Genomic DNA, 22,346 nt, shown 5'->3' on the forward strand with positions numbered 1-22,346 from the left:
AGTACTTTGAGCAGAGGGACGGACCCCGCTTGGGCGTCCATCGCGCGGGCAGCCAACGGCGCAACCCACGCGTACGACGGCGCCGACCTCGCCGCCGTCGTGCCCGCACCGGGGAAGATCATCTGCGTCGGGCACAACTACCGCAACCACATCAAGGAAATGGGCCGGGAAATCCCCGAGTACCCCACCTTGTTCGCCAAATACCAGGAATCCCTGATCGGGCCCAACGACGACCTCGCGCTGCCGCAGGAGTCCGACGCGGTTGACTGGGAAGCCGAGCTCGCGGTGGTGATCGGCAAGAAGGGCCGGCGCATCAGCGAGGCCGACGCCAAGGACTACATCGCCGGGTACTCCGTGCTGAACGACGTGTCCATGCGCGACTACCAGTTCCGCACCATGCAGTGGCTCCAAGGCAAGACCTGGGAAAAGTCCACCCCCTTCGGCCCGGCCCTGGTCACCACGGACGAATTCACGGCAGGACCGCTCATGACCTCGGCGGTGGACGGTGAGGTCCAGCAGAGCACCCCCACCGGGGACCTCGTGTTCACCCCGGAATTCCTGGTCTCCTACATCTCCACGATCATCACCCTGAACCCGGGCGATGTCATCGCGACCGGCACCCCGGGCGGGGTGGGCCACGCCCAGGATCCCAAGCGGTACTTGCAGGAAGGCCAGCTCCTGGTCACCACCATCGAGGGCCTGGGCCAGCTGAACAACCGCGTGGTCAAGGAAGCCTGATGGTCGCCCGCCACGACCTCACCACCGATCCGGGCCTGCAGGCCCAACTCCTGCAGGCCCGGCGCGGGACCGCGTTCTTCGCCCGCAAGCTCAACGAACTCACCGACGCCCGGCTCGACGGCGACTCCCTGCTTCCCGGCTGGAGCCGCCGCCACATCGCCGCGCACATCGGCTACAACGCCCGTGCGATCGCCCGGCTGATCGAGTGGGCCGCCACCGGCGTCGAGACACCGATGTACCCCTCCGTCGCGGTGCGGGACGAGGAGATCGAGTTCGGCGCCACCCTTTCCCCCATCGCGCTGCGGAACCTCTTCGACCACTCCGCCGTGCACCTGAGCGTGGAATGGCGCGACTTGCCCGACGACGCCTGGCACCACACCGTCCGGACCATCCAAGGCCGCGACGTCCCCGCCTCCGAAACGGTCTGGATGCGCTCACGCGAAGTCTGGGTCCACGCCGTGGACCTGGACAACGGGGCAACCTTTGCCGACATCCCGGAACCGGTACTGAAACGGCTCCTGAACGACATCACCGGTGCCTGGCACACCCGCGGCACCGATGCCGGACTGGTCGTCAAAGTTGCAGGCACGGATTCCTCATTCGGCGACACCGATGCCGCCGACCCGACTGTCGTCACCGGTGCCCTGGCAGGCGTGGTCCGATGGGCTGCAGGCCGCGGCGCTGATGGCGTGGAGGCCTCCAAATCGAGTGTCAGCACTATGGTGCCAGTGGCGCCCAAGTGGATCTAGGGCGAAGGCAGTTTGCGATGACCAGAATGCTGATTATCGGACCTCCCGGTTCAGGAAAAGGAACGCAGGCGGAGCGGATTTCAGATCGCCTCGGCGTTGTGTCCATCTCCACGGGCGATATCTTCCGTGTGAACGTGCGGGGCGAGACGCCGCTTGGCATCGAAGCAAAGAAGTACATGGACAACGGCGACTTCGTCCCGGACGACGTAACCAACAAGATGGTGCGTCACCGCCTGAGCGAGTCCGACGTCAGAAACGGCTTCCTGCTCGACGGTTATCCCCGCACCGCGGCGCAGGTGGATTACCTCGATGCGATCCTCGCCAAGGGCGAAGAACGTCTCGACGTCGTCCTGCAGCTGACTGCCGACGATGAGGAACTGGTCCACCGGCTCTTGGACCGTGCGAAGGAAGTGCGCCGGAGCGACGACAACAAGGCCGTCATCCGACTCCGCCTGGACCTCTACCACGAGCAAACCGAAGCCGTAGTGGACAAGTACGCTGCGCGCGGCATCGTTACCCTAGTGGACGGCATCGGTCCCATCGACGTCGTCACAGATCGCGTCATGCAGGCCATCAAAGCAGTACAGGCAGTTTAGCCAAATCGCTACAAGCCATTATTTTCACGGTTCCACAGGTAGAGACCGAGGAGCTACTTCGGATCATCGACTGGAGTCGCACACGAAGAACGGCGTCCGGCCACCGCCTTTTGCGGTGCCGCACGCCGTTCTTCGTCTCGAGGCTAGTAGCTGATTAGGCCAGGGCTGCGAAGGTGGGGTTCTGGCTGCGGGCGAAAACCAGGGCGTCGATGGAGAAGCGGCCTGCCCCGACTGTGGCGAGGGCGGCTGCGCCAGCTGCCAGAACGAGCACGAGCTCATATCCACCTTTATCAGCGAAGATGCCGGCGGGGGCGTGCAGCAGGAAGAGGGCGCCGAGCATGTCCAGGACCAGTAGAACAGACACTGTGCGGACAAGTAAGCCGAGAATGAGGGCTGCCCCTCCAAGGAGCTCCAGGAAGCCAATGGCGGGAGCAACCAGCTGGGCAGCCGGTACCCCCATCTGAACGAAGGCTGCCTGCGTACCCCGGATGGTGAAGTCGAAGATTTTCTGCCAGCCGTGGGCGAAGAAGACAACGCCCATTACGAGGCGCAGAACTGTGCGGGCGAGGGTGGACTGCATGGCAGCGGCATAGCGGGAAGTCATGGAATCGTTCAGGTCATCCGTTGGATACCTGGTAGCACCGCGGGTCGGATTCGCTCGGGTACGCCGGTTCCCTCCCCGGCAGCTCCGCTCGGGACGACGGGTCCTGTATGCGTCAGATGAGACTGTAACCGCCGTCGACGACGAAAGTCTGGCCGATGAGTCCGGGGGCTGCGTTGGACACAGCGAAGACTGCCGCGGCGGCGATCTCGTCGGGGTGCACGATCCGCTTCTGCAAGTTGGTGTCGATCTGGCGCTGGGCCTCAGCAGCGCGCGATTCCTCGTCGGGGAAGAGCGACAGCCAGCTGTCGAACATGCCGGTCGGACCGGTAATGCCCGGGGCCACGCTATTGACCCGGATGTTCTCAGCAGCGAAGTCGACCGCCATGCAGCGCACCAGGTGGATGGCGGCCGCCTTCGCAGCACAGTACGCCGCATTCTGCTTCTGGGCGACGATGCCGACCTGCGAGGTGAGGACCACGATTGCACCACCTGCGGCCTTGCGCAGGTGCGGGAGAGCAGCGCGCGCACTTGCGTACGGGCCGAAGGCGTTGACCGCGAACTGGCGGTTCCACTCTTCCGGTTCGGTGTCCTCGATGGTGCCGATACCGTTGATGCCGACACAGCACACGATGGCTTCGAGACCTCCGAGAGCCTCGGCGGCTTCGTCGATTGCGCGCTGAATGTCTGCGGCGTCCGTGACATCACCTAGGGTGTTGAACTCTGCATCTGAGTCGAGGACGACCTTGTTAATGTCGATTGCGGCTACCCGGCGTCCGCTTTCGAGAAGCTTCTTAACCGTAGAGGCACCCATACCGGTTGCGCCGCCGATGACGACCACTTTCTGGGGATCCTTGAACGGCCCGAGTGGCGGGATGTTCATCGTTTCAGGGGAATATGCAAGTGTCATGCTCGCCGCTCAGAAAGATTCGGGATGGAGTCGGGGCCCGTCAGTGTGACCGCCCTACTGAGAAGTATTCAAAGAACCAAGCCAACCGACCAGATCCACTTGTGGTTGCCTGCCGGTACCGGTTATCCGTAATCGGAGCGCCACCCGCGTCTCAGGGAGAGACCGCCCTTCAGAGCTTCAGACGTCCGGGCGTTGCTGGATCGGCAACGAGGATCTCCCTGCAGCCATCCCATCCGCAAAGCACCACCTTTGATAACTACGCCCACGGACTCGGCGTCCGTCTCAACGTTTGCACCTTGGTCGGCAAACCATCGGATGAAGGTTTTGGTCTTCGTATTAATCTATAGGTCGCGAAATTGACTTGCGTTACGTCCAAGTACCGCTGATGTCACAGAGCGTTTTCCCCATACTTCGGCGTCCGTAATCTCAATCCATGCATCGGCTCTGAAGCCGAGCCGTAGCAGTCCAAAAGGTCGACGTCTCCAACGGTCAACGCTGTAGCTTCGCCGAACCTAGTCCCAGTCATGACCAAGAAGCTCGTAAACGCCTTATACCTCTCCCCCATGCCTTCCACGATCAGGCTGAATTCGGAATGCGTGAGAAACATCGCTTCATCCTCAGCCAGGTCAAGGCCAGGCAGCTGCACGCCACGACAAGGGTTCCGGGGGATGTATTGCAGCATCTCGGCAGTGTTCATCGCTGCAGAGATAAGATCGTGAACATTGTGGATGGTCTTCGGTGAACGGCCCTTGGCCATCATCGACTTCACCCAGTGATTCATGTGCCGGTAATCGAGCTTGTCCACCGGGATGTGACCTGTGATGTCCCGCACATGAAGATCCAGCATCGTCTGGTCGGTCCGGGTGGTTCCACTTGAAGGCCGGATCAGGAGGTCAATATGTTCCTGAATCATTTCGGCCACAGTCGGTACTTTTGACTGGTTGGCAAGGATTGCTTGCTGGGCGATTTCGAAGGATTGCCCGTTCGCATCCAACAGCCGCTTGAGGGTCTCGGCCTCGGCCTCGGACGCAACGGTAAGCCCCCGTTACTCGCGGCTCTTCGGGTCGCGCCAAAGCACCATGAAGGAGGATGTTCCGCCCTTTTTCACGCGTTTGCGGATGCTGGCCACACAAAAATGCTAGACCCGTATCAACACTTTTGGGCTTTTTGTCAACAGTCCGGGGCCAAATAAGCCCCTGACCTGCGGAAACACTGTGCCCGAGGTGGGACTCGAACCGGCTTCCAACCCTTGAAAACACTGGGAACTCCCGAAAACATGCTGAGTACGGCCCAGTCCGAAGCCCCTGGTGTGCACATTGTGCACGCCATTTTCCCACCGTTGAACGCGCGCCTCCACGTATTTTCGCAACGTATCGATCTGGGCGCGGTCAATGTCACCGTGCTCGATCCGGGACACCTGTTCTGGCTGACGTGCAGACGCAGCCAACTCGACCTGCGTCAGGTCCGATGCCTCACGGAGCTCCCGAAGCCGCTAGGCCCAGACCTCATCGAGCAGGTGCTTCTTGCGGGCGTCCACAGCAATACGGTCAACAGGCCGCTTGGCCAATCAGGGTTCGGCATGGACGCGGGATGCTTGACGGCTGAGATCATGGCCGGCCCAAGGTCTGCCGTCTTGATAGCCAGGCGTGATGCGAATGCGACTCGGACGATCAGTACAGGGCGCGGAACGATCGTGGACGATTGCGGCAAACCCCTTGTCCCACCTAACGGAAGGCAGCCTTCGGACATGGGTACGAACTTCCCGCTGCGAAAGCGAGGGCGACGGGGAATGGCTGCGACCAACTTCCAGACGCCACCCAATGGCCGCTCTGACAAAACACGTGAGCTTCCCGGCGGTGCACAGAAGATCTCCCGATGGACGCTTAGTCCTTAAGCTGCTGGGTTAGCACATCAAATTCGTCCACTCCAAGGACCTCCATGTGTTGCTCCGCGCTGGTCTCGGAGCGGATACGATCCGCAACCTGACGGCTGCCTGCAAGCGCGTCCTCGTCGTCCCAAAGGGTTATTGAGAGTGACGTGTTTTCTTTTCCCAGCAGGTAATAAATCCCCCTGCATCCCGGCAGGCCAAGCACCTGGCTGACCGTTTCTTGTGAAGGTGCTCCCGTGCTGTCAGGAGCGGGCCGGTACGTGCTGACACGAGCGAACATTGGTTTCGTCCTCCGATATTCGTTGGTTAAGCCTTCACGCCCCACGAGCTGTTGGTGGCAGGCTCGAGAGGCTTCGCCTCCTCCCACTAGTAAGGACCCCGGGTGTCGGAAGTGCAAGACTGGTGCACTCCGAACACCCCCACGGTCTCTTCGTCCAAGACACCCGAATCCTGTCCGGTTGGAGGCTCACAGTTGATGGCCAGCCTCTTGAGCCCCTGGCGGCGGAGACGAAGGCGCCGTATCGGGCACTTTTCGTCGGCCGCGTTACCCGCTCCGACGGGTATGCGGACAGCGCTCTGATCGTCGAGCGGCTGCGCGAAGTAGGAGCCTGGAATCCAGGAGCAGATTACCGTCCGTAACTTCTCGCCGACGCTGGCCGAATGCGTGATGGCCCTGAGCATCGAGGCGGACTTCGCCGACGTCTTCGAGGTGAAAGAGGCACGGATCCAGCGGCGCTGGGACGAAACCCGCCAGGCCGCCCGCGAGACGCTGGCCATCCGGGCTTCCTGGCAGGACGTCCGGAAGGGCGTCACGATCGAGGCCCCCGGAGCGGACATTACACCGGAGGCCCTCACCTACCACGTGTCCGTCCCGCCGCACGGCCACTGGAGCACCGTCCTGACGGTGGTGTCCAGCGCAGAGGAACCCTTCCGGCGGCGGTATTCGTCCATTCTGACGCCGACAGGTTGTCCCCCCGGGACCTGCGCCGACAGGAATGGGTGGCCAAGATCCCGGTGCTGCACATGGGAAACCGCTCCATCGAACGGACCCTGCGCCGCAGTTACGACGATTTGGGCGCCCTTCGCATCGAGGATCCGAACCATCCGGACCGAGTCGTCGTGGCCGCAGGGGCACCCTGGCTCATGACCCTGTTTGGCCGGGACTCGTTGTGGGCGTCTGTCATGGCGATGCCAGTGGCCGTCACTGACCTTGGGCACGCTACAGACGCTGTCGGACCGCCAGGGCAGCGTCGTGGATCCCATGAGCGAGGAGGAGCCGGGTAAGATCCTGCACGAGATCAGGCTCGGTGTCTCCAGCGGGCTTTCCCTGGGCGGCAAGTCCGCCTACTACGGCAGCGTCGATGCCACCCCGTTGTTCGTGACGGTGCTGGCATCGGTGAGCCGCTGGGGTTTCGCCAAGGAAACCATTGCGGCGCTGCTGCCCCATGCGGACCGTGCGCTGGACTGGATCCGGGACTACGGCGACAAGCACGGCGATGGGTTCGTCGAGTATGAGCGCCTCAACTCTCAAGGGCTGATCAACCAGGGCTGGAAGGACTCCTGGGACGGTGTCAACTTCGCCGACGGGACACTGGCCGGGCCGCCGATGGCACTCTGCGAAGTGCAGGCCTACGTCTACAGCACGTATATGTCGCGGGCCTGGATGGCGTACGACGCCGGCGATACGGCTTTAGCCGATGAGCTCACTGACCGGGCGGCGCAGCTGAAGAGACGGTTCAACGAGCAGTTCTGGATTCCCGAGAGCGGATATTACGCCATCGCTTTCGACGGCAAAAAGCGGCAAGTTGATGCCTGCGCTTCAAACATGGGCCACTGTCTATTCCTCGGCATCGTCGAAGAGGACAAGGCGCCTCAGGTAGCCGAACGGCTCATGTCGCCGGAGATGTTCAGCGGATGGGAGTGCGCACCCTGGCCAGCAACATGGGCGCCTACAACCCCGCCAGCTATCATAACGGCTCAGTTTGGCCCCACGACAATGCGATCATCGCGGCTAGTCTGCTGCGCTACGCCTTCGTAGTGGAGGCACAACGGATCGCCACCGCGCTGCTGGAGGCGGCCGATTACTCCGAAGGGAGGCTACCGGAATTGTTTTGCGGCTTCAGCCGGGAGCAGCTCGCCGCACCAGTCCCCTATCCAACGGCCTGCTCACCCCAGGCGTGGGCGGCGACTACACCGATCCGGCTAGTGACCAGCCTGATGCGGTACGACGCGCACATGTCCCGCGGCGGCCTGTGGATGGATCCTGTGCTCCCGGAATCCTTCGGCGACCTGCACATCACCAATGCGCCCTTGGCGGGCGGCCGGATCACCATCGACATCACCAATTGCGTCCCAACCGTGCATGGGCTCCCCGAGGGCATGGTCTTCCACCACGGGCACCGGCCATGGATGACCGAACTCGTGGAGCAAGCGGACCGCCGCAAAAGCGATGAGTGAAAGGGGCGCGCAGGAGGAAGGACCTGAGCAGTTTCAAACGTGGAATGTGCCACCCGCCGGTTGGCGCTCCTTTTCAGTTCACACAATCAACGTTCTACGGCGTCCTACGATGTTCTACTCCACGGATTTATCAAAGTAATTCGTGCCTATGGTGGAGCAAGAACTCATGCCTATAGTGAAGGCCGATCCACGGTGATGCAGTAAGTTCGTCGATGTCGGAATCGTGACGGGGTGGGGGTGCTTCCTCTGGGCAAAAGATCCCGTCCAGGAAGCTGGACCTGAAACCCCTCCGTTCAGGAATGTTGAAGGGAACTCGCCGTCTGCGCATCGTGTCGTCCTCTCATGGGGTGGTGGTCAGGGGTGTATGTGTCGAAACACTGATTGCCGGGCGGAGTATGACGGCCTGGACGGGACACGTCTGGAGAGGCGTTCCCTTAGAAGGCACGGAGGATGTCTTCGACCCGTTGTTTGGCGTCGCCGAAGAGCATCTGGGAGTTCTCGCGGTAGAACAGCGGGTTCTGGACGCCGGCGTAGCCGGCGGCCATGGAGCGTTTGAACACCACGACGTTGTCTGCTTCCCAGACGCGCAGGACGGGCATTCCGGCGATGGGGCTGGACGGGTCCTCGGCTGCGGCGGGGTTCACGGTGTCGTTGGCCCCGATGACCAGGACGACCGAGGTGTCGCCAAGGTCCTCGTTGATCTCGTCCATTTCCAGGACAATGTCGTAGGGGACTTTGGCCTCGGCGAGGAGCACGTTCATATGGCCGGGCAAACGGCCAGCGACCGGGTGGATACCGAACCTTACGTTCACGCCGCGTTCTCTTAGTTTGTGGGCGAGTTCAGCGACGGGGTACTGGGCCTGGGCGACGGCCATGCCGTAGCCCGGGGTGATGACCACGGACGAGGCGTTGGTCAGCATTTCCGCTGTAGCCTCGGCGGTGATTTCCCGGTGCTCCCCGTGATCAGTGTCACCCGCGGTGGGTGCAGCGATGCCGAAGCCGCCTGCGATCACGGAGATGAAGGACCGGTTCATGGCCTTGCACATGATGTAGGACAGGTACGCACCGGACGAGCCGACCAGGGCGCCGGTGACGATGAGCAGGTCGTTGTTGAGCAGGAACCCAGCGGCTGCTGCGGCCCAGCCGGAGTAGCTGTTGAGCATGGACACGACGACCGGCATGTCGCCGCCGCCGATGGAGGCCACGAGGTGCCAGCCCAGCCCGAGGGCAAGGACAGTGACAACAACCAGCAACCACAGCTGGGAGTCCTGGACGTACCAGACCGTGAGTGCGGCAAATGCGACCAGGGCGCCGAGGTTGATGGCGTTCTTGCCGGGCAGCATGAGCGGGGAGGACTTCATGCGGGCCGAGAGTTTCAGGAACGCGACGATCGAGCCGGTGAAGGTCACCGCTCCGATGAATACCCCGATGAAGACCTCCGCATGGTGCACTGCCATCAAATCCGGAGACAGTGCGGGGGCTTCCAGGTGGCCGTTCCAGCCGACCAGCACCGCGGCGAGGCCAACGAAGCTGTGCAGCAGGGCGATCAATTCGGGCATCCCGGTCATTTCGACCACGCGGGCCCGCCAGAGCCCGATGGCGCCGCCGACCAGGACCGCGGCCACGAGCAGGACCAGCCCGGTGAGCCCGGTGCCCCAAGCACCCTGGAGGGTCAGCCAGATGGTGGCCGCCAGGGCGATGATCATGCCGGTGATGCCGTAGATGACCCCGGCGCGGGCCTTCTCGTGTTTGCTCAGGCCGGCGAGGCTGAGGATGAACAGCAGGGCGGCAACGATGTAGGCCGCGCCCGCGATGGACTCTGCGGTCAACGGACCGGAGACAGTTTCAGACACGGTAAAGCTCCTCGATAAGATTCCTGCTGCTGCGACGGGTACGGCGCTCATGAACGGGCCTTCCCGGCTGAGAACATCGCGAGCATGCGCCTCGTGACGGCGAAACCGCCGAAGATGTTGATGCTGGCCAGCAGGATCGCCACGGCAGCGATGATCTGCATGACGATGTTGTCGGAGGTGACCTGCAGCAGGGCGCCGACGACGATGATCCCGGAGATGGCGTTCGTGACGGACATCAACGGGGTGTGCAGGGCATGATGGACCTTCCCGATCACATAGAACCCGACCACGACGGCGAGCATCAGCACCGTAAAGTGCTGCGGCAACGGCGCCGGGGCGACAGTGTTGATCCCGAAAAGAACAGCGATTCCCGCAGCAATGAATCCGGCCTTCCCGGCAGGGCTGAGCCCCGGCTTCTTTACAGCCGCACCTGCAGCGGAATCAGCCGCAGCGGCGGCCGTCCCGGCGTCGGTCTTCACCACCGGCGCGGCGGAGACCTGCACCGGGGGCGGGGGCCAGGTCTTCTCCCCGTCCCGTACCACCGTCACCGAACGCTGCACCACGTCCTCGAAGTCGATCCGCAGGACCCCGTCCTTGTCCTTGGTAAGGAGCTTGAGCAGGTTCAGGACGTTGGTCCCGTACAACTGCGACGCCTGGGCCGCCAAACGCCCCGGAAGGTCCGTGTAGCCCAGGATCACCACGCCGTTGTCGGTAATCACGCGTTCCCCCGCGACTGAGCCCTCCACGTTTCCGCCCTGACCGGCAGCCATGTCAACGATCACGCTGCCCGGCTTCATGCCGGCCACGTCCTCGGCCGTGAGCAGCTTCGGCGCGGGACGCCCCGGGATGAGGGCGGTCGTGATGATGATGTCCACGTCCCGGGCCTGTTCGGTGTAGATTTCGGCGGCGCGCAGGTTGTACGCCTCGGACGTGGCCTTGGCATACCCGTCGGAGGACTTCATCTCTTCTTCGACCTCAACCCTGAGGTACTCGCCGCCGATGGACTTCACTTGATCGGCCACTTCAGGCCGCGGGTCCGTCGCGCGCACGATCGCGCCCAGACTGGAAGCCGCGCCGATCGCCGCGAGGCCGGCCACACCGGCGCCGGCAACCAGGACCTTCGCCGGCGGGACCTTGCCCGCCGCGGTCACCTGTCCCGTGAAGAACCGCCCGAACTCGTGCGCCGCCTCGATCACGGCCCGGTACCCGGCGATGTTCGCCATCGAACTCAGGACATCCATCGACTGCGCCCGCGAGATCCGCGGCACCGCATCCAACGCCAGCGCCGTGATCGGACGCGCCGCCAGCGCCGCCACCAACTCCGGGCGCAGGCCCGGGCTCAACGAACCAATCAGCGTCGCCCCCTCGGCCAGACGGCCGATCTCCTCCTCCGTGGGCGGATTGATCCGCAGCACCACCTCAGACGCCCACGCCTCATCGGCACCCACAATCAAGGCACCCGCCGCAGCGTAGTCCTCATCCCGGAACGATGCAGACTCCCCCGCACCCTTCTCCACCACAACCTCGTAACCCAACCCCAACAACTGCGCCACGGTGACCGGCGTCGCCGCCACCCTCGTTTCGAGGCCCAATTCGGCCACGATCCCGATACGTGTCATTTGCTACTCTCTTTCGTCATGAATATGCCCGGGACGGGAATCCGTCACCCGGGCATACCGAGCTATGTTGAATCGCCAGGGACCCTGCAGACGTTTGCCGTCGGGCATCTTGGGTTACAGGGCACCGGTCCCTGAGATCCTCTCCCGCGGTCCCAGCGAGGTCTGACGCTGCCTTGAGTGCTGTAATTCTCAGCACCGAGGCTCCGCCGATAGCGTTATGGAACGTGACGTCACCGAACCTCAGGCAGGCCACACGTTGCAGGTACTGCTTCGTTGCTGTCCCCGCCGGCGGTCTCAATGCGGAAAATCTTTCCTGCACATTACTTTTCAGCACGTCCGGGAGGCTTTCCAGAGAAAACAGTGAAAAGAAATGCACTTCTTCGCGTATTCTCAAGATAGACAGCATTTCTACGTCCGGAAGGACTGCGATCTCATCTGTTGATGCACTATCCGTTATCGGTGCGATAAAACTGTCAAAGGACAGGTCCGCAGGCATCTTGACAGCGGCGGTCTCCTGGAGGATGACAGTCGCCTCAAGTTCGGCGAGCCTGGCACCGAGGCAGCGGTGGTTGCCTGATCCTAAAACCAGGCCCGGAGACGCAGAGGACCCCCGCAGACCGGTCTCCAGACCCGCCCGTGGAGCCGGGGAGGGGTTCGTCCGGCAGCTGGAGGATTTCGACAAGCATGTCCTCAGACGGGCCGATGCCGTTCTCGAGGACTGATCGCATGATTTTGTCCGATTCCGACGAGAACTGGGCCCTTAGCTTGTTTCACCCGACGAGACCGTCAGACGGCCAGGCGAGATGGGGCCTGGCCTAGGCGAGCGTCAACCGCAGGGGCACAGAGTCCCAGCCACGAAGGGTGTTGTTGTGGTGGCGTTCGATCGGTGCGGCCAGTTCGATGCTCTTGATCCTTGGCACCAATTGCTCCAGCAACGACGCTGCCTGAAGGCGGGCTGCGTGCTGGCCGACGCACTGGTGGATGCCCATGCCGAAGGACAGGTGCCCGGACGGGTCGCGGGAGAGGTCGAACTTGTCTGGGTTTTCCCAGCGGCGCGGATCGCGGTTTGCCGCGGCGAAGCACAGCATGACCCTGCGGCCTTCGGGGATGGTGCTACCGCCGATGGTGACGTCGCTCGTGGTCTTGCGAAAGATCTGCTGGACGGGGGTTTCCCAGCGCAACGATTCGTCGAAGGCAACGCGCGCCAGGTTGGGGTTCCTGCGCAGCGCTTCCCACTGCTCCGGGTTGGAGGCAAAGGCATAGAGCATGCCGGAGATCCCGTAGACCGTGGTGTCCACGCCGGCCGAGAGCAGCGAGCGGGTCAGCAGCGGGGCCTGCTCGTGCAGGATGTCGCCGCGGTCGGCGGCGGCCCAGATGTCGGCGCCGAAGCCCTCAGGCTTCAAGGCGTCGCGCTGGCACTTGGCGGTGGCCCACTCGGTGTATTCGGCGGCCTTGCACTTGCCCTGCTCCACCAGTTCGTTGTCAGGACCGAGCGCATTGAAGATGTGGTCGGCATAGGGCACCAGGTTTTCGCGGCCCTCCTCGGAGATACCGGAAGCCTCGGGGAAGAAGTTGACCGGAAGCTTCGAGCCGATGTCGCGGTGCCCATCGACCTCCACCTGCCCCCCGGAGATGGAGCCGGCAAGCAATCCTTCGATGATGCTGCCGGCCATTTCCATGCAGCCGTCCTTCATGGAGCGCAGCACCCTCGAGGACATGATCGCCTGGAGCACCTCGCGTGGTGCGTCGTGCTGCGGCGGATCCATTTGCAGCAGGCCCCGGGCACGCCACGGCTCGTTAAGTCCCACGCCGGAACCCGAGGTCAGTTCCTGCCAGTTCGCGACGGCGGCAGAGAGGTCCTCGTAGCGTCCGATCGCGTACGCGTTGTACTTGGACAAGAACACCACAGGGCCGGCCTCGCGCAGGCGCTCCTGGAACGGCAGGGGATTTTCAAGGATTTCCGGGGAGAACGGGTCATCGTCGAGGACCGGGATGGTTCCGTGGTTAACGGGGCAATTCGTCACTGTCGACATGGGGGTAGCTCCTAAAGATCCAGCACGAGGCGATCGGTGATCGCGCGTGAGACACAGACAAACATCCGGTCGTTCTTGGCGCGCTCCGCGTCATTGAGGAGCGAGTCACGGTGCTCTGGGGTACCCCGGAGCACGCTGACCTCACAGGTCCCGCACACGCCTTCGTTGCACGAGGAGAGCACGGGGACGCCGGCGTCACTCAAGGCGGAAAGCACCGTTTCATCGGTCCGGACGGTGATGCACCGCTTGGAGAGCGCCAGTTCGAGCGTGAACGGTTCGGTCCGCACCGGGGCCGGCAGGGTTGCCGGCACGAAGCGTTCGAAGCGCACCGCCCAGGACGGCCAGGCGGCTGCGGCACCGGCTACGGCGTTCAGGAGCGGCTCCGGTCCGCAGCAGTAGACCCGTCCCCCGTCAACGGTTTCGTTCAGGAAGGTGAGATTCAGGTGGCCCAGCTCGTCCTGCGGCCAGATGGTGACTTTGTCTCCGTACTGCGCCAGCTCGTCGAGGAAGGCCATCGAGGCGCGCGTGCGGCCGCCGTAGTGGAGGTGCCAGTCAATGCCCAGCTGTTCGGCGGCGGCGATCATCGTCATGATGGGAGTGATCCCGATCCCGCCGGCAATGAATTCGTAACGGGTCGCCTGAGTCAGGTGGAAGTTGTTGCGGGGAGTTCCCACGGTGAGCAGGTCCCCGACGGCGAGCCCGTCATGGATGTAGCGTGAGCCGCCCTTGGAGTTCGGTTCGTTCAGCACTGCCACCTCGTACGCGTGTGCGTCCCAGCGGTCCCCGCACAGCGAATAGTGGCGCGAGAGGGCTCCGGCGTCCGCGGTCGGGAGCACAAGTTCGATGTGTGAGCCGGGTGTCCAGTCAGGGACGCGGCCGTTGTGTGGCTCCTCGAGGCGCAACCGCACGACGCCGTCGGCGATGACATCCTTCCGCGCGACCCGGAGGCACTGGATTCCAGGGTGACCGGCAGCGGGCTTGGAGGCCGACGAAGCGTCGACCGTGAGCGAAGCGGCATGAGTAGGCATATGACGATCATCCGTGCAAAGCACCGCTGTAATCAATCTCACATAACTTATCAAGGCGATAGCCACAGATGTATGCCCCGGAACTTGACAGCAATAAGCGAGGATCTGCGGACATGACAAAGTCCCCTTCACCACTGGTTGTGGTGAAGGGGACTTTGAACCACCTTAAGCCTTGCTCCGTTACGCGGTGCGTCGCGCGCGCTGGCGCTTCAGCTCATTGCGGGCCAGAGCGTTCTTGTGCACCTCGTCGGGGCCGTCGGCGAACCTGATGGTGCGCGCATAGGCAAACGCCGAGGCCAGGAAGAAGTCCTGCGAGAGCCCGCCGGCGCCGTGGACCTGAATGGCCTTGTCGAGGATCCATTCAACGGTTGACGGGGTGGCGATCTTGATGGCCTGGATCTCGGTGTGGGCGCCCTTGTTACCCACGGTGTCCATGAGCCAAGCGGTCTTGAGCACCATCAGGCGCAGCTGCTCAACGCGGACTCGGGACTCGGCGATCCAGTCGCGGATCACGCCCTGTTCGCTCAGCGGCTTGCCGAAGGCAACGCGCTCGTCGGCGCGTTCGCACATCATCTTGATAGCGCGCTCTGCCATGCCAATGGCCCGCATGCAGTGGTGGATGCGGCCGGGGCCCAGACGGGCCTGGGCGATGGCGAAGCCGTCGCCCTCCCCGCCGATAAGGTTGGTGGCGGGAACCCGCACATTGGTGAACACGATCTCGGCGTGGCCGCCGTTGTAGTGGTCCTCGTACCCGAAGATCTTCATGGCGCGCTTGACCTCGACGCCCGGGGTGTCCCGCGGAACCAGGATCTGGCTCTGCTGGCGGTGCCGTTCGGCGAGGGGATCGGTCTTGCCCATCACGATGAAGATCTTTGCGTTGGGATTCATCGCGCCCGTAATAAACCATTTGCGACCGTTGATCACATAGTCGTCGCCGTCACGCACAATGCTGGTCTCCACGTTTGTCGCATCGGAGGAGGCTACGGCCGGCTCCGTCATGGCGAAGGCCGAACGAATCTCACCCTCAAGCAACGGCTTGAGCCACTTTTCCTTCTGCTCTTCGGTACCGAACTCGGCGAGCAATTCCATGTTGCCGGTGTCCGGGGCCGAGCAATTCAGTGCTGCCGGCGCAAGCGTCCGACTGCGCCCTGTGATCTCGGCAAGCGGGGCGTACTGCACGTTGGTCAGCCCTGCCCCTTCTTCGCCCGGCAGGAACAGGTTCCAGAGCCCGCGGCGGCGCGCTTCGGTGCGCAACTTCTGCAGGATCGGCGACTCCGACCACGCGTACGGGTTCTCGAGGTTTTCCAGCTCTTCCTGGTATGCCGCTTCGGCCGGGTAGACGTGCCCGTACATGAAGTCGACGAGCTCCTTCTTCAGAAGCTCAGTCCGCTCGTCTGTTGAGAATTCCATCTATTTGTACTCCTTGAGTGAGTCGAGCCCGAGCCCCAGCAACAAAGGCACAGTTCTGCCGCTGTCTTCGAAGCCCGCGCCAACCGTCTGGCGATTGATGTGTCTGAAGCGGACGCCCTCGGAGATCCCCGCCAGCTTGAAGCAGGCCAGTCCCAAATAGAATCCGAATCCGTCGAGTGTGCAGCCGCTCTGCGCCTCGTAGAGCCCCATGATCTCTTCCGCGGACGGGTATCCCGGCGCCAGCGTCACGTCGTAGGTGGCTGGGTCCGTCGATTCCCGGGCTGCCACGATCCTTGCGCGGCGCTGATACGTCAGCATGAGCGCCAAATCAAGCAGCGGGTCCCCGAGCGTGGCCATCTCCCAGTCGATGACCGCTGCCGGCAGATCATCCGCACCCATCAGCACATTGTCCATGCGGAAATCGCCGTGGACGATGCCCGAGTAGGACCTGGACGGGACCGCAGCAGCGAGCTTGTCGTAAAGCTCCTCGGCACCGGGAAGATCGCGGGTAAATGAGGCGTCAAGTTGCGTCTTCCAGCGCTTCACCTGACGACCGAGGAAACCCTCCGGCCGTCCGAAACCGCCCAGGCCGACGTCGGAGGGATCCACCCGATGCAGCTTCGCCAGGGTGCCCACCAGCTCCGTCGCGATGGCCCGTGTGCGTGGCGCCCCGAGCGGCATGATTTCCTCGGCATACCTGAACGGCACACCCTCGACCCGCTCCATGAGGTAAAAGTCGGCCCCCAGGACCTCCTTGTCACCGCAATAGGCGATCATGTTCGCAACAGGGACGTCCGTAGCACGAAGTGCATCAGCAATGGTGTACTCGCGGCGCATGTCGTGGGCGGTCGCCATGATCGTACCCAGCGGCGGGCGGCGCACGATCCATTCATGAATACCGTCAGTCAGTACATAGGTCAGGTTCGACTTCCCGCCCTCGATCAGGCTGGCCGAGAGCTCCCCGGCTACCAACCCCGGCACTTCGTGGTTCAGCCAGTCCCGGAGCCGCACCAGGTCCAGCCCGGTCGGCGACACCGGGTTCGCGCCGACACCATTGGCAGCTGCGCTCCTCATCGTTTCACTCATGCCCGTGCGAACTCCGGAACGAGCTGTTCGTAAGTGATATCGCCCTTCTTGACGCTTCCGAAGCGCAAAGCCAGATCTGCCATGCGCTCAACGGTCTCCCTTGGCGCTTTGAACATCGGCTTGAGGTTTGGTGCCACCTGGTTCACATAGTGGTCAACGTAGGCCGCGGCGATTTCAGGCGCCTTGCCGCCAAGTCCGCTGGTGTTCAGCAGATCGGCCGCCGCCTTCTTGTTGTTGACAATCCACTGGCTGCCATCGTCCTGGGCTGCGAGCCAGTTCCGGACAAGCTCCGGTTGCTGCTGCGCCGTTTCCTCGCGGACGGCGATCGCGACGACTGCCTGGTTGCGCATCAGGTCGGGGGCGCTCGCTTCGGCGAAGTCGATGAGGACCGTTCCACCGGACTCCTTGGCTACGAAACGCGTCGCAGTCCACTGGACGGTGACGTAGGCGTCGATGCGATTGGCGGTCAGGTTCGGGATGCCTTGGGCGGTGGGACCGACGGCAAGAACCGTGACGTCGCTGTACTTCATTCCTGCCAGCTCAAGGGCGAGCTTCAATTGCAGGTCGCCACCTGCGCCCACGGAAGATACACCGATCCTCTTGCCCTTCAGGGAGCGGATCTTCTCCTCGAAGCTCGCGTCAGCTCCCGGCCAGCTGGAAGTCTTGCTGCCGACGATCCCATACGTGGTTTCGACTGTGCGGAAACCGGCAAGCACCGGACGTTTGCCTTTGGAGCTGTTCGCGTGGGTTGCCATCAGCAGCAGGGTGTCGGAGGCATATCCATCGACGGCGCCGGCAACCAGCAGTTGGAATGCCTGGACTCCACTTTGGGGGCTGAGGTGCTTGGGGACATCAAGTTTGTGCTTCGCGTAGTCCTTGTTGCTCAGGTTGATCGCATCAAGGAAGTACGCATCGCCGGGAAACGCCGCAACGGCGAAACTCTGCGGCTGGCCGGCGGCGGCAGCACCGTTACCGCTCCCACAGCCCGCCAACAACGAGGCCGAGCCAAGTGCCGCTGTCCCAAGGCCGAAATACTTCAGCAGCGAACGTCGCGAGACGCCGCTGTCCAACGCCAGCAGATTCCCCAAGGGCGATCGGCTGTTCTGTGACTCAAACATTTCTACTCCTGTGTAGTTTTGAGGCCGGATGGCCTGAACCGGGCGCGCGGCCCGCAGTGTCTTGGCTATCGGTCGTTCCTGGCGTGTTCCATGACCTCCCGGCCCACTGTCTTTCCATCGGCGAGCCGCTGGAGGGCTTCGGGCACGCCGTCCAAGGTGAATCTTTCGCTGACGAAGGGATCGATTGCCCCGGAGTCCGCCAGATGGCTTAGCTCCTTGTGGCATTCATCGACCGCGGCCGGGTTCTTGGTGTTGTACAGGCCCCAATGGATGCCGATGATCGAGTAGTTCTTCACCAATGCGTGGTTCAGCGGGGCGGACTGGATCTCACCGCCGGCGAAGCCGACCACAATGATCCGGCCCTCGAACGCGATGCATTTGGTCGAGCGCTGGTAGGTCTCGCCGCCGACCGGGTCGTAGATGACGTCCGCGCCCTTCCCGCCGGTGAACACCTTGACCTGCTCGACGAAGTCCTGCGTCCGGCGGTCGATGACCAGGTCGGCGCCGAGCTTTCTGGCATATTCGGCCTTGGCCTCGCCGCCGACCACGCCGATCACCTTGGCGCCGGCAGCCTTGCCGAGCTGGATGGCGGCACTGCCCACCCCGCCTGCTGCGGCGTGGACCAGCAGCGTCTCGCCGGGCTGGATCCGGGCCAGCCGGTGCAGGCCGAACCAGCCGGTCTGGTATCCGATGAACAGGCAGGAGGCCTGGGCGTCGTCGAGCGAGGCGGGCGCCTGGTGCACCTTGTCCTGGTCCATCAGCGCGTACTCGGCGAATCCGCCGTACGGAAGCGTGGTCAGGCCCAGTACCCGGTCGCCCACCGCGGCGCGGGTGACGCCAGGACCCGTGGCCACGACTTCGGCGCAGACTTCGCGTCCAGGCGTGAAGGGCAGTTCCGGCTTGACTTGGTACACGCCCCGGCACATCAGGACATCGGGGAAGTTCGCCGCGGAGGCCAGGACGCGCACGACCAGCTGGCCTTCGCCCGGGACGGGTACGGCGCGTTCGACAAGCTGCAGGGCGTCGACGGGTTCCCCGAGTTCGGTGACCGACCACGCCTTCAAGGTGCTGGGGATCGACATGGCCTACTCCGCCGCGAATTCGACAAGTGCCTGGCCAGCAGAGACCGTGTCGCCCTCCGACACGTGGATTGCCAGCACTGTTCCCGCGTCCTCCGCGATGACGGGGATTTCCATCTTCATGGCCTCAAGGATCATGAAGACGTCGTCTTCCTCGACCCTGTCACCCGGTCCCACCAGGATCTTCCATACGCTGGCACCCATTACTGACTGGATTGTCTCTGCCATGCTCATGCACTCCTTTTGGCCGCGGCCTTGAGGCGCTTCTGGATCTTCTCCACCACGCCGGTGTCATAGTTTCCTGCCGTGAATTCCTCCGAGGCGAGGATTTCCTCGAGGAACGGCTGGTTGGTTGTCAGGCCCTCGATCACGAACTCGCCGCAGGCGACGATGGCACGGGCCAGTGCTTGCTCGCGGGTCTCTCCGTAGGCGCACACCTTGGCGACAAGCGAGTCGAAGTGAGGGGTGACCTCCGTGCCTGCCACGTAGCCGGAATCGACGCGGATGCCCTCGCCTGCGGGTTCGACCCAGACATCGATAGGGCCTGGGCTTGGGAAGAACCGCTTGGGGTCTTCGGCGCAGATCCGCAGCTCGATCGCGTGTCCGCGGGAGACCGGGTTGAAGTCCGCAGTGGTGGTGCCCGAGGCGGCGATGCTCAGCTGCTGCTCGATCAGGTCCACGCCGTGGGTCAGTTCGGTGATCGGATGCTCGACCTGGATGCGGGTGTTCATCTCCAGGAAGACGAAGTCCCCGCTGTTCGTGTCGAGCAGGAATTCGACGGTGCCCGCGTTGCGATAGCCCACGGATCCCGCCGCCGCGATGGCCGACTCGATCAGGCGTGCGCGCACGGCCGGATCGAGGTTCGGGGCCGGCGATTCCTCGATGAGCTTCTGGTGGCGTCGCTGGGTGGAGCAGTCGCGCTCACCCAGGGCGACGATCGTGCCGTCGTCCAGGCCCAGGACCTGGATTTCCACGTGGCGTGCCGATTCGACGAAGCGTTCCACAAAGACGCGGTCGGAGCCGAAGCTGCGCTCGGACATCGATTTGGTGTTCTCGAACGCCTTGCGCAGTTCCTCGTCGTCGCGGGCCACGGCCATGCCGATGCCCCCGCCGCCGGCCGAGGCCTTGACCATCACCGGATAGCCCACGCGTTTGGCTTCGGCGACGGCCTCGTCGCCGGTCTTCAGGGCCGCACCGGCGTCGCCGGAAATCGGCACCCCCGCGACGGCGACGGCGCGCCGCGACTCGACCTTGTCACCCATGATGTCGATGACCTCGGCCGACGGGCCGACCCAGGTCAACCCGGCCTCGGAAACGGTCCGGGCAAAGCCGGCGTTCTCGGCCAGGAACCCGTATCCCGGGTGGACGGCGGTGGCGCCGTTTTCCTTGGCGATGGCCACGATCTGTTCACCGTCGAGGTACGCCTGCACGGGAATGTCCCCCTCGAGCTGAACGGCGACATCGGCCTCGGCGACATACGGAAGACCCGCATCGACCTTGTGGTAAACAGCTACCGTGCGCACACCCAGCCGTTTGGCAGTTCTGATGATTCGTCGTGCGATTTCGCCGCGATTGGCGATCAGCAGGCTTTCTGGAAATGAATTCATGGTTCCGTCCTCTTAGAAGCTTGTCGGCCAGGTGCTCAGGTTGTGTTCGCCCACCCCGTTGCTCCGGGCCCGGTAGTGGTCCTTCAAGGCGCCGAGGATGAATTCGCGCGTCTCGGCGGGGTCGATGACCTGCTCGAATCCGTAGACCCGGGCCACGTCGTAGGCGGTGGTCCCCTTGGCCATCTCGGCAAGGCGCAGCTCGTACATCTCCGGGTCAGTTTGGGGGTCGAGTCCGTGGACAACGGAGACCGCAGAGGTCGGGTCCATGAAGCTGACCTCGGTGGACCACCAGCCGGCCGTGGCGTCGGCGGTTCCGCCGCCGCCCATGTTGATGAAGGCCTGGCCGTAGTTCTTGCGCATGGTCACCGAGATCTTGGGCACGGTGACCAGCGAGAGCGCGTTCATCCAGTTGATGATCTTGCCGGCGACCTTGTTGTGCTCGGCTTCCAAGCCGATCAGGAATCCGGGCTGGTCCACGAGCATAATGACCGGGATGTTGTAGGAGTCGCAGAGCACCAGGAAGCTGGTGGCCTTGTCGCAGGCAGCACCGTCCAGCGCGCCGCCTTTGAACATCGGGTTGTTGGCGATGATGCCCACGGACTGGCCGCCGATGCGGGCCAGCGAGGTAACAAGGGACTTGCCGTAGCGGGCCTTGATCGGGAATACCGAGTCGGTATCGGCGATGATGTCGATAACCTTGCGCACATCGTAGGTCTTCGTGCGGGACTCGGGGACAATCTGGTTCAGTTCGGCGGCGCGCTCTCCCGAGCCGGCGGGGACCGGTGCCAGCGGCGGGGCTTCGCCGTTGTGTGCGGGCATATAGGAGAGGAAGCGGCGGACCAGTTCAATGGCTTCCTCATCGGTGTCGGCCACCGCGTCGGCGTAGCCGGTGACCTCGGCGTGAACCTTCCAGCCACCGAGCTCCTGCGCTTCAACCTGCTGGCCAGTGGCGCGGCTAACCAGGCCGGGGCTGGAGACGGCCAGCACGCTGCCTTTGCGGAAGACCGCGAAGTCGGCGGCGACGGTGTGCCAGGCGGCAGACCCGAAGCAGTAGCCAAAGGCCGCCGAGACCCAGGGGCTTTCACGCTTGCGCAGGAACCGGGTCTTGCCGTTGGCGTTGCCCATCCCCGTGCCGCCCATGGCGTCTGGCATTCGCACGCCGGTGGACTCGGAGAGGTAGACCAGCGGCATGCCGACCTTGCCCACGAGTTCCTTGAAGTTGGACATCTTCTTGTTGCTGACCGGGCTGGAAGAGGAACCTTTGACGGTGAAGTCGTAGGCAATGACCGCTGCACGCCGGCCGTCGACCTCGCCGGTGCCGGTGACCTTGCCGTCGGCCGGGGTCTTGTGTCGGTCAGCTTCCACGGCGGAGGTCGTGAACAGGCCGGACTCGCGGAACGTGCCGGGGTCCAGCAGTAATGCAAGACGCTCGCGGGCGTTCAGCCGTCCTTCGGCGCGGCGGGCCTCAAGCTTCTTGGGGCCGCCCATGGCCAATGCGGCCGCGCGACGCTCTTCGTGTTCCTGCTCGCGGCTGAGCTTGATTTCCTCGGTCTTGACTGCTTCCTGGGTCATCT

Annotated in this window: 21 protein-coding genes and 1 pseudogene; 5 read left to right on the plus strand and 17 right to left on the minus strand. The window is 63.5% G+C overall.

What is annotated here, in order from left to right; all coding sequences use genetic code 11:
• Positions 1-6 precede the first annotated feature (6 nt).
• Genes ABD884_RS13565 through ABD884_RS13575 form a run of 3 tightly spaced genes read left to right on the plus strand, consistent with a single transcriptional unit; the run spans position 7 to position 2,083 of the window.
• Entirely contained in the window at positions 7-738 is a 732-nt protein-coding gene (locus ABD884_RS13565; protein ID WP_345046494.1) for a fumarylacetoacetate hydrolase family protein, read from the plus strand.
• Positions 738-1,487 (plus strand): maleylpyruvate isomerase family mycothiol-dependent enzyme, encoded by a 750-nt coding sequence (locus ABD884_RS13570; RefSeq protein ID WP_345046497.1) that lies wholly within the window; start codon positions 738-740, stop codon positions 1,485-1,487. The genes ABD884_RS13565 and ABD884_RS13570 overlap by 1 nt, the downstream gene beginning before the upstream one ends.
• A 26-nt stretch (positions 1,488-1,513) precedes the next feature.
• A complete protein-coding gene (locus ABD884_RS13575; protein WP_345054791.1) occupies positions 1,514-2,083 on the plus strand; it encodes an adenylate kinase in 570 nt (189 codons plus the stop codon).
• 154 nt (positions 2,084-2,237) lie between these two features.
• Here the strand turns inward: ABD884_RS13575 and ABD884_RS13580 are convergent, their stop codons facing one another.
• From ABD884_RS13580 to ABD884_RS13595, 4 genes are all read right to left on the minus strand, one after another.
• Positions 2,238-2,687, minus strand: a complete 450-nt coding sequence (locus tag ABD884_RS13580) for a DoxX family protein (RefSeq protein ID WP_345046500.1) — start codon at positions 2,685-2,687, stop codon at positions 2,238-2,240.
• Between the two features lie 112 nt (positions 2,688-2,799).
• Entirely contained in the window at positions 2,800-3,567 is a 768-nt protein-coding gene (locus tag ABD884_RS13585; protein ID WP_345046503.1) for an SDR family NAD(P)-dependent oxidoreductase, read from the minus strand.
• Positions 3,568-3,982: 415 nt separating this feature from the next.
• Positions 3,983-4,588: a tyrosine-type recombinase/integrase gene (locus ABD884_RS13590; RefSeq protein ID WP_345046505.1), complete on the minus strand. Its 606-nt coding sequence runs from the start codon at positions 4,586-4,588 to the stop codon at positions 3,983-3,985.
• A 144-nt stretch (positions 4,589-4,732) separates the two neighbouring features.
• Positions 4,733-5,041, minus strand: a complete 309-nt coding sequence (locus ABD884_RS13595) for a hypothetical protein (RefSeq protein ID WP_345046506.1) — start codon at positions 5,039-5,041, stop codon at positions 4,733-4,735.
• A gap of 69 nt (positions 5,042-5,110) precedes the next feature.
• Between ABD884_RS13595 and ABD884_RS13600 the strand changes: the two genes are divergently transcribed.
• Entirely contained in the window at positions 5,111-5,488 is a 378-nt protein-coding gene (locus ABD884_RS13600; protein ID WP_345046508.1) for a hypothetical protein, read from the plus strand.
• Here ABD884_RS13600 and ABD884_RS13605 read toward each other — a convergent pair.
• Positions 5,478-5,762 (minus strand): antibiotic biosynthesis monooxygenase family protein, encoded by a 285-nt coding sequence (locus ABD884_RS13605; RefSeq protein ID WP_345046510.1) that lies wholly within the window; start codon positions 5,760-5,762, stop codon positions 5,478-5,480. The genes ABD884_RS13600 and ABD884_RS13605 overlap by 11 nt on opposite strands.
• 122 nt (positions 5,763-5,884) lie before the next feature.
• Here ABD884_RS13605 and ABD884_RS13610 point away from each other — a divergent pair.
• Positions 5,885-7,939: pseudogene (locus ABD884_RS13610) on the plus strand (amylo-alpha-1,6-glucosidase); the annotation flags it as partial.
• Positions 7,940-8,373: 434 nt separating this feature from the next.
• On the opposite strand, the gene pntB reads toward ABD884_RS13610, so the two are convergent.
• The 12 genes from pntB to ABD884_RS13670 form a co-directional block, all read right to left on the minus strand.
• The gene (pntB, locus tag ABD884_RS13615) at positions 8,374-9,843 is read right to left on the minus strand and encodes a Re/Si-specific NAD(P)(+) transhydrogenase subunit beta (protein ID WP_376954737.1); all 1,470 of its coding nucleotides are present in this window, start codon (positions 9,841-9,843) and stop codon (positions 8,374-8,376) included.
• Positions 9,840-11,411: a Re/Si-specific NAD(P)(+) transhydrogenase subunit alpha gene (locus ABD884_RS13620; RefSeq protein WP_345046514.1), complete on the minus strand. Its 1,572-nt coding sequence runs from the start codon at positions 11,409-11,411 to the stop codon at positions 9,840-9,842. Before ABD884_RS13620 ends, pntB begins: the two co-directional genes overlap by 4 nt.
• 16 nt (positions 11,412-11,427) lie before the next feature.
• Positions 11,428-11,709, minus strand: a complete 282-nt coding sequence (locus tag ABD884_RS13625; protein ID WP_345046517.1) for a hypothetical protein — start codon at positions 11,707-11,709, stop codon at positions 11,428-11,430.
• Between the two features lie 517 nt (positions 11,710-12,226).
• Positions 12,227-13,444: a cytochrome P450 gene (locus ABD884_RS13630; RefSeq protein WP_345046523.1), complete on the minus strand. Its 1,218-nt coding sequence runs from the start codon at positions 13,442-13,444 to the stop codon at positions 12,227-12,229.
• 11 nt (positions 13,445-13,455) lie between these two features.
• On the minus strand, positions 13,456-14,472 hold the full coding sequence (locus ABD884_RS13635; RefSeq protein WP_345046526.1) for a PDR/VanB family oxidoreductase: 1,017 nt from the start codon (positions 14,470-14,472) through the stop codon (positions 13,456-13,458).
• 180 nt (positions 14,473-14,652) lie between these two features.
• Positions 14,653-15,882 carry an acyl-CoA dehydrogenase family protein gene (locus tag ABD884_RS13640; protein WP_345046531.1) on the minus strand — a complete coding sequence of 410 codons (1,230 nt, stop codon included), beginning with the start codon at positions 15,880-15,882 and terminating at the stop codon, positions 14,653-14,655.
• On the minus strand, positions 15,883-16,968 hold the full coding sequence (locus ABD884_RS13645; protein ID WP_345046533.1) for a phosphotransferase family protein: 1,086 nt from the start codon (positions 16,966-16,968) through the stop codon (positions 15,883-15,885).
• Positions 16,965-18,086 carry an ABC transporter substrate-binding protein gene (locus ABD884_RS13650; protein WP_345046535.1) on the minus strand — a complete coding sequence of 374 codons (1,122 nt, stop codon included), beginning with the start codon at positions 18,084-18,086 and terminating at the stop codon, positions 16,965-16,967. Before ABD884_RS13650 ends, ABD884_RS13645 begins: the two co-directional genes overlap by 4 nt.
• A 65-nt stretch (positions 18,087-18,151) precedes the next feature.
• Positions 18,152-19,168, minus strand: coding sequence for an NADPH:quinone oxidoreductase family protein (locus tag ABD884_RS13655; protein WP_345046539.1), 1,017 nt, complete (start codon positions 19,166-19,168; stop codon positions 18,152-18,154).
• Between the two features lie 3 nt (positions 19,169-19,171).
• Positions 19,172-19,393, minus strand: coding sequence for a biotin/lipoyl-binding carrier protein (locus ABD884_RS13660; RefSeq protein WP_345046542.1), 222 nt, complete (start codon positions 19,391-19,393; stop codon positions 19,172-19,174).
• Between the two features lie 2 nt (positions 19,394-19,395).
• Positions 19,396-20,772, minus strand: coding sequence for an acetyl-CoA carboxylase biotin carboxylase subunit (locus ABD884_RS13665; RefSeq protein WP_345046546.1), 1,377 nt, complete (start codon positions 20,770-20,772; stop codon positions 19,396-19,398).
• A gap of 12 nt (positions 20,773-20,784) precedes the next feature.
• On the minus strand, positions 20,785-22,344 hold the full coding sequence (locus tag ABD884_RS13670) for an acyl-CoA carboxylase subunit beta (RefSeq protein WP_345046549.1): 1,560 nt from the start codon (positions 22,342-22,344) through the stop codon (positions 20,785-20,787).
• Positions 22,345-22,346 lie beyond the last annotated feature (2 nt).

The organism is Arthrobacter methylotrophus, from assembly GCF_039539965.1.
Taxonomy (GTDB): Bacteria; Actinomycetota; Actinomycetes; order Actinomycetales; family Micrococcaceae; genus Arthrobacter; species Arthrobacter methylotrophus.

What these genes read in the sequence shown, in the direction of transcription:
- ABD884_RS13570 (WP_345046497.1), top strand. Translation starts at nt 738, where the DNA reads ATGGTCGCCCGCCACGACCTCACCACCGATCCGGGCCTGCAGGCCCAA.
- ABD884_RS13575 (WP_345054791.1), top strand. Translation starts at nt 1,514, where the DNA reads ATGCTGATTATCGGACCTCCCGGTTCAGGAAAAGGAACGCAGGCGGAG.
- ABD884_RS13580 (WP_345046500.1), bottom strand. Translation starts at nt 2,687, where the DNA reads ATGACTTCCCGCTATGCCGCTGCCATGCAGTCCACCCTCGCCCGCACA.
- ABD884_RS13585 (WP_345046503.1), bottom strand. Translation starts at nt 3,567, where the DNA reads ATGAACATCCCGCCACTCGGGCCGTTCAAGGATCCCCAGAAAGTGGTC.
- ABD884_RS13605 (WP_345046510.1), bottom strand. Translation starts at nt 5,762, where the DNA reads ATGTTCGCTCGTGTCAGCACGTACCGGCCCGCTCCTGACAGCACGGGA.
- pntB (WP_376954737.1), bottom strand. Translation starts at nt 9,843, where the DNA reads ATGAGCGCCGTACCCGTCGCAGCAGCAGGAATCTTATCGAGGAGCTTT.
- ABD884_RS13620 (WP_345046514.1), bottom strand. Translation starts at nt 11,411, where the DNA reads ATGACACGTATCGGGATCGTGGCCGAATTGGGCCTCGAAACGAGGGTG.
- ABD884_RS13630 (WP_345046523.1), bottom strand. Translation starts at nt 13,444, where the DNA reads ATGTCGACAGTGACGAATTGCCCCGTTAACCACGGAACCATCCCGGTC.
- ABD884_RS13635 (WP_345046526.1), bottom strand. Translation starts at nt 14,472, where the DNA reads ATGCCTACTCATGCCGCTTCGCTCACGGTCGACGCTTCGTCGGCCTCC.
- ABD884_RS13640 (WP_345046531.1), bottom strand. Translation starts at nt 15,882, where the DNA reads ATGGAATTCTCAACAGACGAGCGGACTGAGCTTCTGAAGAAGGAGCTC.
- ABD884_RS13645 (WP_345046533.1), bottom strand. Translation starts at nt 16,968, where the DNA reads ATGAGTGAAACGATGAGGAGCGCAGCTGCCAATGGTGTCGGCGCGAAC.
- ABD884_RS13650 (WP_345046535.1), bottom strand. Translation starts at nt 18,086, where the DNA reads ATGTTTGAGTCACAGAACAGCCGATCGCCCTTGGGGAATCTGCTGGCG.
- ABD884_RS13655 (WP_345046539.1), bottom strand. Translation starts at nt 19,168, where the DNA reads ATGTCGATCCCCAGCACCTTGAAGGCGTGGTCGGTCACCGAACTCGGG.
- ABD884_RS13660 (WP_345046542.1), bottom strand. Translation starts at nt 19,393, where the DNA reads ATGGCAGAGACAATCCAGTCAGTAATGGGTGCCAGCGTATGGAAGATC.
- ABD884_RS13665 (WP_345046546.1), bottom strand. Translation starts at nt 20,772, where the DNA reads ATGAATTCATTTCCAGAAAGCCTGCTGATCGCCAATCGCGGCGAAATC.
- ABD884_RS13670 (WP_345046549.1), bottom strand. Translation starts at nt 22,344, where the DNA reads ATGACCCAGGAAGCAGTCAAGACCGAGGAAATCAAGCTCAGCCGCGAG.